The 16426-nt window shown below is 68.3% G+C and carries 13 protein-coding genes; 6 read left to right on the plus strand and 7 right to left on the minus strand.

Features of this window, described 5'->3' with window-relative positions; translation table 11 throughout:
- Positions 1 to 157 precede the first annotated feature (157 nt).
- The 4 genes from E0W60_RS14740 to E0W60_RS14755 all read right to left on the minus strand — a co-directional run bounded on the left by E0W60_RS14740 (position 158) and on the right by E0W60_RS14755 (position 6826).
- Positions 158 to 1558: an MFS transporter gene (locus E0W60_RS14740; protein ID WP_218959576.1), complete on the minus strand. Its 1401-nt coding sequence runs from the start codon at positions 1556 to 1558 to the stop codon at positions 158 to 160.
- Positions 1559 to 2147: 589 nt separating this feature from the next.
- Entirely contained in the window at positions 2148 to 5003 is a 2856-nt protein-coding gene (locus E0W60_RS14745; protein WP_135706223.1) for a c-type cytochrome, read from the minus strand.
- A gap of 68 nt (positions 5004 to 5071) precedes the next feature.
- A complete protein-coding gene (locus tag E0W60_RS14750) occupies positions 5072 to 5569 on the minus strand; it encodes a (2Fe-2S)-binding protein (protein ID WP_135704809.1) in 498 nt (165 codons plus the stop codon).
- Positions 5570 to 5665: 96 nt separating this feature from the next.
- Positions 5666 to 6826 (minus strand): FAD-dependent monooxygenase, encoded by a 1161-nt coding sequence (locus E0W60_RS14755; protein WP_135704810.1) that lies wholly within the window; start codon positions 6824 to 6826, stop codon positions 5666 to 5668.
- A 352-nt stretch (positions 6827 to 7178) separates the two neighbouring features.
- Between E0W60_RS14755 and E0W60_RS14760 the strand changes: the two genes are divergently transcribed.
- Genes E0W60_RS14760 through E0W60_RS14775 form a run of 4 tightly spaced genes read left to right on the plus strand, consistent with a single transcriptional unit; the run spans position 7179 to position 10500 of the window.
- Positions 7179 to 7931 (plus strand): maleate cis-trans isomerase family protein, encoded by a 753-nt coding sequence (locus E0W60_RS14760; protein WP_135704811.1) that lies wholly within the window; start codon positions 7179 to 7181, stop codon positions 7929 to 7931.
- A gap of 11 nt (positions 7932 to 7942) precedes the next feature.
- A complete protein-coding gene (locus E0W60_RS14765) occupies positions 7943 to 8773 on the plus strand; it encodes an alpha/beta fold hydrolase (protein ID WP_133094058.1) in 831 nt (276 codons plus the stop codon).
- 13 nt (positions 8774 to 8786) lie between these two features.
- Positions 8787 to 9866, plus strand: a complete 1080-nt coding sequence (locus E0W60_RS14770; RefSeq protein WP_135704812.1) for a 2,5-dihydroxypyridine 5,6-dioxygenase — start codon at positions 8787 to 8789, stop codon at positions 9864 to 9866.
- Positions 9859 to 10500, plus strand: a complete 642-nt coding sequence (locus tag E0W60_RS14775) for an N-carbamoylsarcosine amidohydrolase (protein ID WP_133094060.1) — start codon at positions 9859 to 9861, stop codon at positions 10498 to 10500. The genes E0W60_RS14770 and E0W60_RS14775 overlap by 8 nt, the downstream gene beginning before the upstream one ends.
- Before the next feature lie 19 nt (positions 10501 to 10519).
- Here the strand turns inward: E0W60_RS14775 and E0W60_RS14780 are convergent, their stop codons facing one another.
- A complete protein-coding gene (locus E0W60_RS14780) occupies positions 10520 to 11287 on the minus strand; it encodes a TetR/AcrR family transcriptional regulator (protein WP_135704813.1) in 768 nt (255 codons plus the stop codon).
- 71 nt (positions 11288 to 11358) lie between these two features.
- Between E0W60_RS14780 and E0W60_RS14785 the strand changes: the two genes are divergently transcribed.
- Entirely contained in the window at positions 11359 to 13638 is a 2280-nt protein-coding gene (locus tag E0W60_RS14785) for a xanthine dehydrogenase family protein molybdopterin-binding subunit (RefSeq protein ID WP_135704814.1), read from the plus strand.
- Between the two features lie 71 nt (positions 13639 to 13709).
- Here the strand turns inward: E0W60_RS14785 and E0W60_RS14790 are convergent, their stop codons facing one another.
- Together E0W60_RS14790 and E0W60_RS14795 are read right to left on the minus strand one after the other, a co-directional pair.
- The gene (locus E0W60_RS14790) at positions 13710 to 14198 is read right to left on the minus strand and encodes a MarR family winged helix-turn-helix transcriptional regulator (protein ID WP_133094063.1); all 489 of its coding nucleotides are present in this window, start codon (positions 14196 to 14198) and stop codon (positions 13710 to 13712) included.
- 67 nt (positions 14199 to 14265) lie between these two features.
- Positions 14266 to 15270, minus strand: a complete 1005-nt coding sequence (locus E0W60_RS14795; protein WP_135704815.1) for a Bug family tripartite tricarboxylate transporter substrate binding protein — start codon at positions 15268 to 15270, stop codon at positions 14266 to 14268.
- Between the two features lie 244 nt (positions 15271 to 15514).
- On the opposite strand from E0W60_RS14795, the gene E0W60_RS14800 reads away from it, so the two are divergent.
- Positions 15515 to 16402 carry a DMT family transporter gene (locus E0W60_RS14800; RefSeq protein ID WP_133094238.1) on the plus strand — a complete coding sequence of 296 codons (888 nt, stop codon included), beginning with the start codon at positions 15515 to 15517 and terminating at the stop codon, positions 16400 to 16402.
- Positions 16403 to 16426: the final 24 nt, after the last annotated feature.

Below are 16426 nucleotides of genomic sequence, written 5' to 3' on the forward strand. Positions count from 1 at the left end.
GCGGCGAGGGCTCGGCGGGGATAGGGGCAAGCGGCGGGAGCGGGCGGCCGGATCGGGTGGACCCGGCCGCCGCGCCGTTGTAGCCGGATTGTAATGGAAGCGGGCGGCAGCGCGGCTGCGGCCCGGTCCCTGGCAAGCTGCCTTTACCCGGCGCGCGTCAGTCCAGCGCGCGGTCCTTAGACTCGATATCCACCATGAAGATGGCAAACGCCGCCACCGCCAGGAACGACGAAAGCAACCCAAGCGCGAGCGTGAACTGGGTGGCCATGATCGGCGCAATGATCGAAGGGGCGAACAGGCCACCGAATCGTGCCATCGCACCGGCGGTGCCCATGCCGCTGGCCCGCAGGTCCGTCGGGTACACCTCCGGCGTGAAGGCGTAGAGCGCGCCCCAGGTGCCCAGCAGCGCGAAGCTCATCAACAGGGTGGAGCCGACGATCAGCGCGGTGGACGTGCCCAGGCTGTACAGCATGCAGCCCGCGGCGCTGAGCAGCAGGAAGCCGATCAGGGTCGGCTTGCGACCCCAGCGCTCCACGCCGTGCGCGGCGAGCGCGAAGCCGGGGAGCTGGACCAGCGCGAGCAGGATCAGGAAGACCTGGCCACGCATGAAGCCAAAGCCCTGGCCGGCCAGCTTTACCGGCAGATAGACAAAGACACCGTAATAGGCGATCGAGATCAGCATCCACGCAGCAAGCAGGCAGATGCTGCGGCGCCGGCATCCGGCCGCGAACAGCGCGAACACCGATTTGCGCTCCATCTTCTGCGGCTCCAGCGGGGCGATCTCGACCGAAACCCGATTGGCCTTGGCAACGCGCTGCAGCACAGCGCGGGCCTCTTCCGAGCGCCCCGATTTATTCAGGTAGAGCGGCGACTCTGGCACAAAGAACCGAACCACTACGCCGACCAGCGCAGGGAGGCCGGTGACAAAGAAGATCATGCGCCAGGCATCGTTGCCTTGCGAGACGGCGACCAGCGCCAGGACGGCGAGCAGGATCGTGCCGACGGCCCAGAACGACTCCAGCAGCACCAGCCAGCGGCCGCGCCGGTCAGAGGGCAGGAACTCGGCCATCATGGTGTAGTCGACGGGCAACGTGCCGCCCACGCCGATGCCGGTCAGGAAGCGCAGCAGCAGGAGCCACTGGAAATCCGGGGCGAAGGCGGAGGCGACGCCACAGATGGCGTCAAGGATCACCGCCATCATCAGCACCGGCCGGCGGCCGATCCGGTCCGCCAGCCGGCCGAACGCGAAGGCGCCGATCAGCATGCCGACGAAGAACATCGTCCCGGTCTGCAAGGCGCTCGGCACGGGGATGCCGAATGTCGCGGCAATGGAAGGCGCGGTGAATCCGATCGACAGGACCTGCATCGCGTCGGCCAGCCACACCAGGCCGAAAATGCCGAACAGCCGATACTGGAACCGGCCGACACCGGCTGCGCGGATGCCTTGCTCGATCGTGATGGTCTGGGACGACGATGCCCGCGCGCTTGACTGCGGGGGCACGCTGATCGTCGCTTCGGGGATGGTCGTTGCTGCCATTGAGGAAATTGATGACGACATTTTGTCTACCTGTCTTTATAGGCTGATTCTTGAATTCGGAAGCCAAGCACCGCGATGCGGCGAAACCTGTGGCTACCCCAAGCTAGCGAGGCCAGACCTGGCCAGGTAGTCCTCTCGCAACACCTTCCTGGTACTGATACGACATAGTCACTCCTTGTTGTCTACCCTTGGTTGTCCGGGCCCGGGTTCCCGGTCGGCACGGCGAGGGACTACGCAAGCCCCGGGCCAGCGCTTCCGGTGATGTAAAGGGCCAATCTTGTGGTCTTGTTGTCTCGTCTGCCGCTTGTGTGCGCGGTTCTTGCGCCGTCCTTGTGCCGGGAGGCACCGCGGCGCGGCTTTTGGTATCGATGCCGGCACTCATGTAGTGCGCACTACATGATCGTTCAGCGTAAGCTACATGAAACTGGCGGGCAAGGCCGAACTGCGGTTTCTCTCCTTGGGGTTTTCCCGCGCCTGGCGCGCAGTGCGCCGATCTGTCGGCGCAGGCCTCCCTGCCCGGTGGCAAAGCGCCCTGCCAGGCACGGCACGGATACTGTCAGGATGGATGCGAAGGCGCGGCGGGCCGGCCGCGAAGGCCCTCCGCTGGTCTTCAGTGGGCAGGCGCCGCGCGCAGCCGCGCGACGGTGTTCTCCAGGTCCTGCCAGGCGGGTTGGTCGGGGGCAAAGCGCGCGCGCAGGTACTGCGCCAGCTGCGCGATCTGCCGGTCGTCGAAGGTGTCGGCATAGGCCGGCATCGCGCCCAGCTCGCTGTTGGGCGGCGCGGGCATGCCTTGCAGCAGCACCTGGATCACGTTGTCGGGCAGCTTGCTGTGCAAGTTGGTGTTGAGTGCGAGCGACGGCTTTACGCCAAACTGCGCGATGCCCTGGTCTGATTGATGGCACACCGCGCAGGCGCTCTGGTATAGGCGTTCACCGGGGCCGCCGAGGGTGCGTGCAGCCTGTGCGCTGCGTTGTTCGAGTCTGGCAGCCTGCGCGTCGAGCACGGAAGGCGCTGGCGGCGGCGTGCCGAATGACGCGACGTAATGCGCGATCGCGCGCACATCCGATTCGGGCAACTGCGCGAGTTCTTCCACCACCGGCGCCATCGGTCCTGCGGCGGCGCCGTGATGCGGTGCATAGCCGCCGCGCAAGTAGGTAAACAGCGCCGCCTCGGTCCACGGCACCGGTGCGTGGGAGAGCGATGTCAGCGGCGGTGCCTCCCAGCCTTCGGCACTGCCGCCAGTCAGGTACTTGCGCCCGCCTTGTTCCCCGCCGAGCGCGTTGCGCGGCGAATGGCAGGCGCTGCAATGGCCCAGCCCCTCGGCGAGATACGCGCCGCGGTTCCACTGCGCGGAGCGCGCGGGGTCGGGCTTGAAGGGTGCGTCGCGATGGAACAGCAGGTTCCAGCCCGCCAGCAGCGGACGCAGGTTGAACGGGAACGTGAGCCGGGTCTGCGGCACCTCTGACTTCACCGGCTCGGCCGACATCAGGTACGCATACAGCGCCTGCATGTCGGCATCGCTGACCTTGGCGAACGCGGTGTAGGGGAAGGCCGGATACAGGCGCCGTCCGTCCCGGTGGATGCCCTCGCGCATCGCGCGCTCGAAGGCGGCGAACGACCAGTTGCCGATGCCGGTCTGCACATCGGGCGTGATGTTGGTGCTATAGACCGTGCCAAACGGCGTTTCCAGCGGCAGGCCGCCCGCATTCTTCACGCCGCCGGGGACGGTATGGCATACCGCGCAGTCACCTGCCGCGGCCACCAGGCGGCCGCGTTCCAGCGTGGCCGCGGAATAGAAGCCGGGCCCGGGCGGTGCGACCGGCGCGATCGGCGCGCGCCACGGCATCAGCGTTGCGCACAGGCCGGCCGCGGTCGCGGCAGCGGCGGCGATCCAGCCGCGCTTGCTGCGCTTGCCGGCGCGCTTGTCCTCACTCTCGGCCAGCGCCAGGCGGATGCGTTCGGCGCTGAAGGGCGGCGTGCGCAAGCGCACGCCGGTGGCGTCGAAGATGGCGTTGGCCACGGCGGCAGCCGCGGGCAGCGTATCGGCCGGGCCTGCGGCCAGTTGGTCACGCTCGGTGAGCGTGCCAGCCAGGTGGACCTCCGGCAATACTGCGCTGGTTGCGACGGCGGGGAGCGATTGGTTGGCAGAAGCCTCCGTGGCAGGCCAGGTATCGAATGCCGGGCTGACAGCGGTCAATTGCAGGGTAGCGTCGGCAACAGCCTGCTCCAGCGAGCGCGCAGCAGGTGTGGCTTGCGCGGGCGCCAGCGATTCGCTGTCATGCCCCACCGTCACGCGCGTGACGGCCAGCTCGCCGGTGGTGCCATCGACTTCGACTTCCGCCACCCATGCCGACCAGCTCTGGCCGGCGTCGTGGTCGACGGTGTGCGCATAGGCAAAACCGCGCCCGCGCCGCACATTGCCTGCCGATGTGGCGGCATGCGGAACGGATGGCGTCCAGCCGGAGCGCTCGCTGACCTGCCTGACGAGGGCCGAGCCGCGTGAGTCGTCGAGGTGCGAAAGCCGCAGCGCGACCGGGTCGGTGCCGGATGCGGCGGCGATTTCATCGAGATGGGATTCTCGCGCAAAGACATGGGCGCGCGCCGCCGCAAGCGGTGCGGCATCGAAAGCGGCTACAGCGCCGGCGCTGCCGACATCGACATCGGGAATGCGGTAGGGCGGCATGACTGCGCTGCCGCTGTCGCCGGTGTCCGTCACGGGCGACGCCGTATGCGTGAGCCAAAGTGCCAGCGGCACCGGCGGCGGAGCCGTGCCGGCCAGTGTTGCGGCGTAGGCGTCGATGGCATTGCCGCTGCGCGCGCTGTCGATGCATACGGCGAGCTGCGCACCGGACAGGCCGATATCGCCGGCGCACAGCCGGCGCATCACGGGTTTGCCGGCGGCATGGGCCAGCAGTGCGGCGTCGGCGGCCGCGTGGTGGGCGAGCAGGGCCGGATCGCCGGCGTCGGCGGCCGCCTGCCACCCGGCCAGCGCGACCTGTTGCGGCGCAATGCCCAGCAGCGCGGCCAGTTCTTCGCGCAGTGCGCCGTGGCGCAGGCTTGGCAGCCACACATACAGCATGCCGTCGCGCCAGTCCGCGATCGCGGTGCAGAACGCTTCGGTCCCGGTGCCGGCCAGCGGCCACTGGTAGTGCTGCGCGTGGCGCGTGGCGGCGCTGGCGAGCGCGCGGGTGGCGTCACCGCGCCGCGCAACGGCGTGGCGCGGTACGGGAGCTTCATCCGCGCGAGGCGGCGCCGACCAGCGTGCCTGCAGGGCCCTGGCGGCGTCGGCCGCCAAGGCATCGCTTTCCGCGGCCACGCCCGCAAACTGGTTGCGCACCACGGCCGCGCGCACGCCGGGCAACGCCAGCGCGGCATCGCGCTCCGCGCCGAGCAGGCGTGGTACCAACGGCTTGCCGTCGATCCAGCGCAGCCCTGGCGGCGTCAGCACATGGGCGACGAGGCACATGGAAGCCGGCGGTGGCTCATGTTTCGCCAGGGCGCCGGTTTGCACGGCCTGTCGCACGAGTTCCTGCTTCACGATGCCGCTCCCACGCCAGCCTGCCGCATCAGCACCGCGGCGCGCTGCACTGCGCGCACGATTTCCACATGCGTGCCGCAGCGGCACAGGTTGAAGCGCAGCGCCTCGCGGATCTGCGCTTCGTCAGGATCGGGATTCTGCGCGAGCAGCGCCTTCGCGGTCATGATCATGCCGTTCAGGCAATAGCCGCATTGTGCGGCCTGCTCGTCGATAAAGGCCTGCTGCACCGGGTCGGGATGCTCCGCCGTGCCCAGGCCTTCCAGCGTGGTGACCGCGTGGCCCACCGCGGCCCTGACCGGCAGCACGCATGAGCGCGCGGCCAGGCCGTCGACCAGCACCGTGCACGCGCCGCACTGGCCCAGCCCGCAACCGTACTTGGGGCCATTGCAGGCCAGGTCGTTGCGCAGGATATAGAGCAGCGGCGTGTCGGGCGCCACGCTGAGCGTGTGCTCCGCGTGGTTGACTTGTAGCGTCAGGGGGCGAGGCGTGTTCATCGGGGGCGGCAAGTTGCAGATCACGCGGCAGGCACGCCGCGCCCCTTCGTGCGAGGGGCTGCGGCGTGCAGGTTCAGGTCAGGCCTAAGGTCGGTGTTACGCCGCCGCGGACAGCGGCGTACGCCCGGCCGACACCAGCGGCACGTTGAACACATCGTAGCCGAAACACCAGTCCGGGTTCTCGTTGCTGCGCAGCCACGTGTTGTTGTGCGAGACCAGCTGGACCTTGCCGGCGCGCTCGGCGCGGTTGGCTTCATACAGCGCAAACGCGGCGGCGTAGTCGTCCAGGCCGGTCTCGGTGAAGCAGCGCGTCAGCATGGCGGCATCTTCGATCGCCATCGCGGCGCCTTGCGCCATGTGCGGCTTCATCGGGTGGCAGGCATCGCCCAGCAGCACCAGGCGGCCGCGGCTCCACAGCGGCAGCGGGTCACGCTCCAGCAGGGGCCACTTGGTCACTTCGACCGTGCCTTCGATCAGCGACTGCACGCCTTCGTGCCAGCCGTCGAACGCGGTGCGCATTTCCTCGATGCTGCTCGGCACCCAGCTTTTGCTCATGTCCCACTCGGGCTCGGGCACGCCGGTGACGTAGTAGATCTCGTCCAGCTTGCTGGTGTCGAAGTACACCATCATGTGGCGGTCGTCGGTCCACCACTTGGTGCAGCGCTCGTGCGTGAAGCCCTTGACGCGCGAGATCGGGAACACCGCGCGGTGCGCGACGTAGCCGGTGTACTTGGGGGGCTCGGCGCCCAGCAGGGTCTCGCGGATGCGGGAGTTGACACCGTCGGCGCCGATCACGATATCCGCCTGGTCCAGCGTGCCATCGGTGAAGCGCAGCTCGACCACGTCGCCCCGGTCGGTGACGCTTTCCAGCTTCTTGTTGAAGAACAGCGTGCCCGGCGCCACGGCGTCGGTCAGCAGCTTGTGGAAGTCGCCGCGGTGCACGGTCAGGTAGCTGGCGCCATAGTGCCGCTCCGCGTAGTCGCCCAGCGGGATCTGCGCGATCACTTCGCCGGTCAGGCCGTCGCGGCTGTACCAGAAGTCGGGGTGGCAGCCCATGTTGTTGAGCGCGTCCTCGATGCCGATGCGCCGCATGATCTTCATCACGTTGGGCCCCACGTGGATGCCCGCTCCCAGGCGCGAGAACGCCGGTGCCTGTTCATACAGCCTGACTTGGAAGCCGGCTCGCTGCAGCAGGGCGGCCGCGGCCGTTCCTCCGAGTCCGGCGCCGACAACTGCGATTCGCGGTTTGCCTTGCACGTTATTTCTCCTGGGGCAATGACACATGGGTCGATGGGGGCTTGGGCGACCTATGTGGTCGACCGTTGAAAACGAGTGTACACACTCAAAATATCAAGGGCAAGGAAGAAAATGAGGGTCCTATGGAAAACCCTTATGATCTTATGAGTGTCTGCGCACGATGCTTTAATACGGTGAATTTGTGCGCTAAACAAGGGATTGGTTAATTAAGTATGCACTGAACGAGTGAATCGCGCTTGGCGCAGATTCTATTTGCCTATATAAAGTGTGTACACTACAATCGATTCGCAGCATGCAAGGCCATCCGGGCAGGGCAGGCGGGTAGACAGACAAACAGATAACGGAGTCGACAGTGCAGAAAGTTTTCCGAATCGGCCAGATCGTGCCGAGCTCCAACACCACGATGGAAACCGAGATCCCGGCGATGCTGGCCGCGCGCCAGCAGGTGCGTCCGGAGCGCTTCACCTTCCACGGCAGCCGCATGCGGATGAAGAAGGTGGTCAAGGAGGAACTGGCGGCCATGGATGCCGAATCCGACCGCTGCGCGGTGGAGCTGAGCGACGCCCGCGTCGACGTGCTCGGCTATGCCTGCCTGGTGGCGATCATGGCGATGGGCCACGGCTACCACCGCGTCTCCGAGCAGCGGCTGCAGGCGCACACCGCCGAGAACGGCGGCGACGCGCCGGTGATCACCAGCGCCGGCGCGCTGGTCGATGCGCTCAAGGTGATGGGCGCCAGGCGCATCGCCGTGGTGGCGCCGTACATGAAGCCGCTGACCGAGCTGGTGGTCGACTACATCCGCAATGAGGGCTACGAGGTGGTCGACTACCGCGCGCTGGAGATCCCCGACAACCTCGACGTCGGCCGCCACGATCCGTCGCGGCTGCCGGAGATCGTCGCGCAGATGGATTTCGCCGATGCCGACGTGATCGTGCTGTCCGCCTGCGTACAGATGCCGTCGCTGCCGGCGGTGGCCAAGGTCGAGGCAATGACGGGCAAGCCGGTGGTCACCGCCGCCATCGCCACCACCTATGCAATGCTCAAGCGCCTGGGCCTCGAGCCGGTGGTGCCGGGCGCGGGCGCGCTGCTGTCCGGCGCCTACTGAAGGAGCCGGCCATGGCGACCAGTACTTTCCTTTACGGCGGCAACGTCCATGCCAACGGCATCCGGCAGCACTACCTGCGCTATGGCGGCCAGGACGGCGCGCGCGCGCAGCGCGATGCCTTGATCATCGTGCCCGGCATCACCAGCCCGGCGGTCACGTGGGGCTTCGTCGGCGAGCAGTTCGGGCGGCAGTTCGATACCTATGTGCTCGACGTGCGCGGCCGCGGGCTGTCGCAGGCCGGCGCGGAGCTGGACTATAGCCTCGATGCGCAGGCCGCCGACGTGATCGCGTTTGCCGAAGCGCTCGGGCTGCAGCGCTACGCCATCGTCGGCCATTCCATGGGCGCGCGCATCGGCATCCGCGCCGCGCATAGCAAGCCCGCTGGCCTGACGCGGCTGGTGCTGGTCGATCCGCCGGTGTCGGGCCCGGGGCGCCGCGCCTATCCGGCGCAATTGCCGTGGTACATCGATTCGATCCGGCTGGCACAGCAGGGCATCGACGCGGAAGGCATGCGCCGCTTCTGCCCCACATGGACTGAAGACCAGCTGCGCCTGCGCGCGCAATGGCTGCATACCTGCGACGAGCGCGCGATCCTGGCCAGCTTCAACGGCTTCCATGAAGACGATATCCACGCCGACCTGCCGCAGGTCGATGTGCCGGTCCTGCTGATGACCGCGGGCCGCGGCGACGTGATCCGCGAGGAAGACGTGCAGGAAATGCGCAGGCTGCTGCCCGCGCTGCTGGTCGCGCATGTCGCCAATGCCGGCCACATGATCCCGTGGGACGATGAGCCCGGCTTCTATCGTGCCTTCGGCGACTTCCTCGGCGCGGCGCTGAACTGATCAAGGAGGGAACATGCCCGTAAGCGATTACGACCTGACCGCAGCGTGGAAGCAGGTGCTGACGCTGTCGAAGCTGCAGCCGGGGCAGACCGTCACCGTGCTGACCGGCGCGGCCACGCATCCGCAGACGCTGCGTACGGCGATGGTGGCGGCGCAGTCGATGGGCGCCATCGTCAACCGGCTCGACCTGCCGCCGGTTAACGGCGAGAAGGCGCTCAGCCGCGACGCACTAGCCTATCTCGGCACCACGCCGCTGACCGGCAATCCGGCGGCGATTGCCGCATTGAAAGCAAGCGATTTGGTGCTGGACCTGATGACGCTGCTGTTCTCGCCCGAGCAGCACGAGATACTGTCCGGCGGCACCAAGATCCTGCTGGCGGTGGAGCCGCCCGAAGTGCTGGCCCGGTTGGTGCCGACCGAGGCCGACCGCGCCCGCGTCAAGGCTGCCACTGAACGGCTGGGCCGCGCGGGAGAGATGCATATCGTGTCCGAGGCGGGCATGGATCTGCGCTGCAGGCTGGGTGAATTCCCGGCAATCAGCGAGTACGGCTTTGTCGACGAGCCCGGCCGCTGGGACCACTGGCCGAGCGGCTTCGTGCTGACCTGGCCGGACGAGGGCGGCACCAACGGCACCATCGTGCTGGACCGCGGCGACATCCTGCTGCCGATGAAGTCCTATCTGCAGGCGCCGATCCGCATCACGGTGGAGGCCGGCTACGTGCGCCGCATCGAAGGCGGTGTCGATGCCGAGCTGCTGGCCGACTACATGGCCTCGTTCAACGACCCGGAAGCGTATGCGATGTCGCATATCGGCTGGGGCCTGCAGCCGCGCGCCAGCTGGTCGGCGCTGGCGATGTACGACCGCGAGGCCACCATCGGCATGGACGCGCGTGCGTATGAAGGCAATTTCCTGTGCTCGTTCGGCCCCAACAACGAGGCAGGCGGCAGCCGCACCACTGCCTGCCATATCGATATCCCGGTGCGCCACTGCACGGTCAGCCTCGACGGCGAGCCGGTGGTGGTGCGCGGCAAGGTGATGGACGGGCACCATGCTCCCGCCGCATCGCTCTACAAGGATTCGCGCCATGGATGACGCAGTGCAGACCTACCAGCGCCAAGGGTTCGGCGCGTCGATGGAATTGAAAGCGCCGTACGGGCTGCTGATCATCGACTTCGTCAACGGCTTTGCCGACCCGGCCGTGTTCGGTGGCGGCAATATCCCCGAGGCAATCCGCAACACGCAGCCGCTGCTGCGCGCCGCGCGCGAGCAGGGCTGGCCGGTGGCGCACAGCCGCATCGTGTTCGCCGACGACGACAGTGACCACAACATCTTCACGCTGAAGGTGCCCGGCATGCTGACGCTGAAGGAAGATGGCCACAACAGCCAGCTCGTGCCCGAGCTCGTGCCCGCGCCGGGCGAGCTGGTGGTGCGCAAGACGGTGCCGTCGGCGTTCTTCGGCACCTCGCTGGCGGCGTGGCTGACGCAGCGCGGCGTGCAGACGCTGCTGGTGGCCGGCTGCGTCACCAGCGGCTGCGTGCGCGCCAGCGTGGTCGATGCGATGTCGCTGGGCTTCCGCCCGCTGGTGGTGTCCGATTGCGTGGGCGACCGCGCCATCGGGCCGCACGATGCCAACCTGTTCGACATGGCGCAGAAGTACGCGACCGTGCTGGCGCGCGACGAGGCGCTGGCGCGGATTGCGGGTGAGGGCGTCCGCGCCGCCGCCTGAGGCGACCCGGCGCCGCGTCTCAGCCTGCAGCCGCGCGCCTGTTGCGTGCGGCCTTGCGCGCCGGCGTAGCCGGCGGCACGCTGGCTTCCGGCACGGCGCCGGGCAGCGTCACCGTGCGCAGCACTGTCTGCTGGATCACATCGCGCCAGTGCGCCAAGGCGGGCGGGCTCATCATGGCCTCGCCCAGGAAGGCGCTGAGCGTATGATGGTTGGAGTTGTAGAAGTAGCCGAGCGAGGCGATCACCATGTAGACATCGCGCGCGCCGGTCTCGGGACGGAATAGCCCGGCGGACTTGCCGCGTGTGAGGATCCCGTCGAGCACCGACAGCGCGTAGCTGGAGATTTCCTTGAGGCGGACCGACTTCTTCGCGTGCTTGCCCTGGCTCATGTTCTCGCTGGACAGGATCGCGACGAATTCGGGGTGGTCGAGGTAGTACTGCCAGATGAAGTCGACCAGCTGCGACAGCGCGCGCACCGGGTCGGCGGCGTCGAGTTCCTGCTCGAGCTGCTGCTCGGCTTCGTTGAGCTGCAGGTAGATGGTCTCCAGCACTTCGACGAACAGCTTTTCCTTGCTGCCGAAGTAGTAGTAGATCATCCGGTCATAGGTCTTGGCCAGCGACGAAATGCGTTCGATGCGGCCGCCGTCATAGCCGCGCTGGGCGAAGACCTTGATCGCCGCTTTCAGGATGCGGTCGCGGCTGTCCTGCGCCTGCCTGGCCCGCGTGCCTGGGGCAGCCCGCTTGGGAGCCTGCTTGGCGGCAGGTTTCGCCGCGGTGGTGTTCGTCATGATGATTGGGTGGCTCTGACTCCGTTGGCTGGCAGTATAACGGGGGCCCCGTTGAAGGAGATGGGAAGACGATGACCGCAACAACGCTGCAACCCGCGGCACAGGCCGATCCCGCCACGCCGCGCGCACTGCGGCTGGCGTTGCTGCAGGCCGTCGGCGTGCTGCTGGTCACGCGCGCGCCGCAGGCGGCGGCGCGTCCCGCGCCCGGCCAGCCCGGCGCGGCGTCGGACTACGTGCCGGCGCTGCCCGATATCTTCATCGCCGTGCGCGACAGTGGCGAGGTGCTGGCCTTCAACGGCCATGTCGACCTTGGCACCGGCATCCGCACGGCGCTGGCGCAGATCGTGGCGGAAGAACTCGACGTGCCGCTGCCGCAGGTGCGCATGGTGCTGGGCCATACCGAGGCCACGCCCAACCAGGGCCCGACCATCGCCAGCGCATCGATCCAGATTTCCGCCATCCCGCTGCGCCGCGCCGCGGCGCAGGCGCGCGCGTGGCTGCTGGCGCGCGCCGCGCAACAGCTCGGCGTGGCGCCCGACCAGCTCGAAGCGCAGGATGGCGAGTTCCGCGTGCGCGGGTCCGGCGCCGCCATCGGCTATGGCGCGCTGGTGCAAGGCGAGCACGTGGCGCTGCCGTTGGCCGATGACGTGCCGATCAAGCCGGTGGAGTCCTACCGCATCGTCGGCCGCCCGGCCGGACGCGTCGATATCCCCGACAAGGCACGCGGCGTGCTGACTTTCGTCCATGACGTGCGCGTGCCCGGCATGCTGCATGGGCGCGTGGTGCGGCCACCTTACGCCGGGCGCGACAGCGGCGGCTTCGTCGGCAACAGCCTGCTCGCGGTCGACCGCGAATCGGTGCGCGATGTGCCGGGACTGGTCGACGTGGTGGTGCAGGGCGACTTCGTCGGCGTGGTGGCCGAGCGTGAAGAGTACGCGGTGCTTGCCGCGCGCAAGCTGCGGGTGCAGTGGAAACCCGTGCCGCCGATGCCGTCGCTCGCCGACCCTGAACCCGCGCTGCGCGCCAACCCCGCAACGCGGCGCGAACTGCTGAATGACGGCGAGATGCCTGCGGCCGGTACCGGCAAGACGCTGGATCGCCATTACGTCTGGCCATACCAGATGCACGGTTCGATCGGCCCCTCATGCGCGGTTGCGGACTGGCATGAGGATGGCCTGACGGTATGGTCGGGCACGCAGAATCCGCATGTTCTGCGCATCGACCTGGCACGCCTGTGCGGGCTGGGCGAGGACCGCATCGAGATCGTGCGCATGGAAGCCTCGGGCTGCTACGGCCGCAATTGCGCGGACGATGTCTGCGCCGATGCCGCGCTGCTGTCGCGCGCCGTCGGCCATCCGGTGCGCGTGCAGCTGTCGCGCGAGCAGGAGCACCTGTGGGAACCCAAGGGCGCGGCCCAGCTGATGGATGTCAGCGCAACGCTGGGCGCCGACGGCGAACTGCTCGGCTATGACTTCACCAGCCGCTATCCGTCCAACGATGCGCCGACGCTGGCGCTGGTGCTCGCCGGCATCGTGCCCAACGCGCCGCGCACGCTGGAAATGGGCGACCGCACCGCGGTGCCGCCGTATGACTACCGCGCGCGCCGCATCGGCTGCGACGACACGCCCGCCATCGTGCGCGCGTCATGGTTGCGTGGCGTATCGGCGCTGCCGAATTCGTTCGCGCATGAATGCGTGATCGATGAACTGGCTGCCGAAGCCGGCGCCGATCCGATCGATTTCCGGCTGCGTCATTTGCCGGACACGCGCGCAGCCGAACTGCTGCGCGCGGTGGCCGACGCGGCGGGCTGGCAGCGGGGCGCGCACGGTTCGCGTGGCAAGGCTGGCAACGACGGCATGCTGCGCGGGCGCGGCGTTGCCTATGCGCGCTATATCCACAGCCGCTTCCCAGGCTTCGGCGCGGCATGGGCGGCATGGGTGGTCGACGTGGCGGTGGAGGCGGCAACGGGCCGCATCGCCGTGGAGAAACTGGTGGTCGGGCAGGACACCGGCATGATGGTCAACCCGGACGGCGTGCGCCACCAGATCCACGGCAACGTGGTGCAGGCCTTGAGCCGGGTGTTGAAGGAGCAGGTGCGCTTCGACGCCGACGGTGTCGCCAGCCGCGAGTGGGGCAGCTATCCGTTGCTGACCTTTCCGGAGATCCCGCCGATCGAGGTGGTGCTGATGCCGCGGCAGGAAGAGCCGCCGATGGGGGCAGGGGAGTCGGCATCGCTGCCGGGGGCGCCGGCAATTGCCAATGCGTTGTTCGATGCGATCGGCGTGCGTCTGCGGCGGCCGCCGTTCGTGCCGGAGACAGTGTTGGCGGCGCTAAGGAGCGAGCGCCCTTAACCAACTGGTGGTTTGCTCCCTCTCCCGCAAGCGGGAGAGGGAGCAAACCGGCGGCATGGTGGAGGTCTCACTTACACGCCGCCATTCCCCTCATCGATCTCGCTCATCTTCCGCAGCAGGTAAGTCACCGCCACTCGCTCCGCCGGATTCAGGCTGCCAAACGTCTGCTCCGAGATCTGCTTCGCAAACGGCACCGTCTCGTCGATCAACGCCAGCCCCCCGGGGGTCACCGTCACCACCACCTTGCGCCGGTCGTTCGGGTCATGCGACACCGCAATCAGCTTGCGTGCCTTCAGCCGCTCGATGATGCCGCGCACCGTCGCCTGGTCGATCGCCGTGGCGCGCACCACTTCATTCAGCGAGCACGGCTGCCGGTCCCTGACCGCGCACAGCACCACGAACTGCGCCGCGGTGAGCTGCGAATCCGGGATGGTCTGCTGGAAGATCGCCACGTGGCGCTGGTACGCGCGGCGCAGCAGGTGGCCCACCTGCTCGGTGAAATCGTAGTCGGGGGCGGCCTGGTCTGCTGACGATGCGGAGGATGCGGAGGGGTTGGGCACGTCGATGGTGATGCGTTGGATGAGCGTGCCCCGAGTATATCCGCTGCCTGCTGGTCCGCTACTGCTACTACTCCACAGTGATCCCGGCAGTCTTCGCCACCGTGCCGAAGCGCTCGTATTCCGACTGCGTCAGCGCCTGCAGTTCGGCCGCGCTCGATCCCTTGGGATTGAAGCCCGCCTGCACCAGCTTCTCGCGCACATCGGGACGGGCCAGCGCCTCGACGAAGGCGCTGTTCAGCGCCTGCACCACCGGCGCCGGCAGGTTGGCCGGACCAAAGACCCCGAACCATGGCTCGACCGCATAGCCCTGCAAGCCCGCCTCGGCCAGCGTCGGCACGTCGGGCAGCGAAGGCGAGCGCTGCTTGCCGGCCACCGCCAGCGCACGCAGCTTGCCCGCCTGGATATGCGGCAGCGATGCCGGCAGGTTGTCGAACATCACGCTGATATGGCCGCCCAGCATGTCGTTGATGGCCGGGCTGCTGCCCTTGTAAGGCGCATGCGTCAGGCTGGTCTGCGTCATCTGCGCGAACATCGCGCCGGCCAGGTGCATCGAGGTGCCGGTGCCCGCCGTCGCATAGGTCAGCCCCGGGTTGGCCTTGGCGTAGGCCACCAGTTCCTTGACGGTCTTCACCGGCAGCGCCGGGCTGACCTCCAGCACGATGGTCGACGTGCCGAGCAGGCTGATCGCGGTGAAGTCCTTGCGCGGGTCGAACGGCACCTGCTTGTAGATATGCGGGTTGAGCGCGTTGGTGGAGATCGCGCCGAAGCCGATGGTGTAGCCGTCCGGCGCGGCCTTGGCCACCGCGTCCATGCCTACGTTGCCGCCGGCGCCGGGGCGGTTTTCGATCACCACCGGCTGGCCGAGCTTCTCGCCCACGCGCTGGCCGACCGTGCGCGCCACCAGGTCGGTGGTGCCGCCGGCGGCGTAGGGCACGACAAAGCGGATCGGACGGGACGGATAGCCGTCGCCGGGCGCGGCGGCGGCGCTGAAGCTGGCGGCGAGCGCCGCGGCCCCGGTCAGGGCAGCGAGCAGCAGCGCGCGGCGGCCGGCGTGTGCGGGGTGGATTGGCATGGCGAGAAGTCTCCTGGGGTTGTTATTGTGGCGCCGGCCGTGACGCAGGCGGCGCGCGGCCATTGTAGGGGATAGGCCGCAGGCAGGGCAGGGCCGGGGGCACCGCCGATGCGGTTGCGTCTTTTCGAATACAATCGTCGGGTCGCTTCGCGGGGCCGCGCGGGGCCGGTGCGCCGGCCCTGCGGCCCGCTTTCCACGTATTCCCGTGTCCGTCTCCCAGAAGTCCCTCGCCGCGCCTGCCGCGCTGCCGTCGCCGCAGCGCGCGGGTCTTGCCATCGCCGCCGTCGGCGCGGTGCTGTTCTCCGCCAAGGCGATCGTCGCCAAGCTGATGTACCGCTACAACGTCGATGCCGTGATGGTGCTGACGCTGCGCATGCTGTTCGCCGTGCCGCTGTTCATGGCGATCGGCTGGTGGCAGTCGCGCCGCCTGGCGCCGCTGTCGTGGGCGGACCGCGGGCGCGTGGTGTTCCTCGGCTTCATCGGCTATTACCTGTCGAGCTTCCTGGATTTCATCGGCCTGCAGTACATCACCGCCGGGCTGGAGCGGCTGATCCTGTTCCTGACGCCGTCGTTCGTGCTGCTGGCCACCGCGCTGGTGTTCCGGCGGCCGATCAGTTCGCGCCAGTGGCTGTCGCTGCTGCTGGCGTATGCCGGCATCGTACTGGTCTTTGCCCATGACCTCGACGTCAGCGGCGGCCAGGTGTGGCTGGGCGGCGCGCTGGTCCTGGGCAGTGCCATGACGTACGCTGTCTACCTGATCCTGAGCGGCGAGCTGGTGCGGCGCATCGGCTCGCTGCGGCTGGTGGCCTATGCGATGTGCGTGTCCACCGCCTGCTGCGTGATCCAGTATGTGGCGCTGGGCCGGCCCGTGGCCGAGCTGGCGCAGCCGGCGCCGGTGATGTGGCTGTCACTCGTCAATGCGGTGTTCTGCACGGTGCTGCCCGTGTCGATGACCATGGTCGCGGTGGCGCGCATCGGTGCGCCGCTGGCCTCGCAGGCCGGCATGATCGGCCCGGTATCGACGCTGTTGCTCGGCTACTGGCTGCTGGGCGAGCCGATCAGCGGCGTGCAGCTGGCCGGCGGCGCGCTGGTGATGGGCGGCATGTACCTGCTCTCGGCAAAGAGAAATTGATGCATCGGCCGGGCGCTCCCGGCC

This window comes from Cupriavidus oxalaticus (assembly GCF_004768545.1).
Lineage (GTDB): Bacteria > Pseudomonadota > Gammaproteobacteria > Burkholderiales > Burkholderiaceae > Cupriavidus > Cupriavidus oxalaticus_A.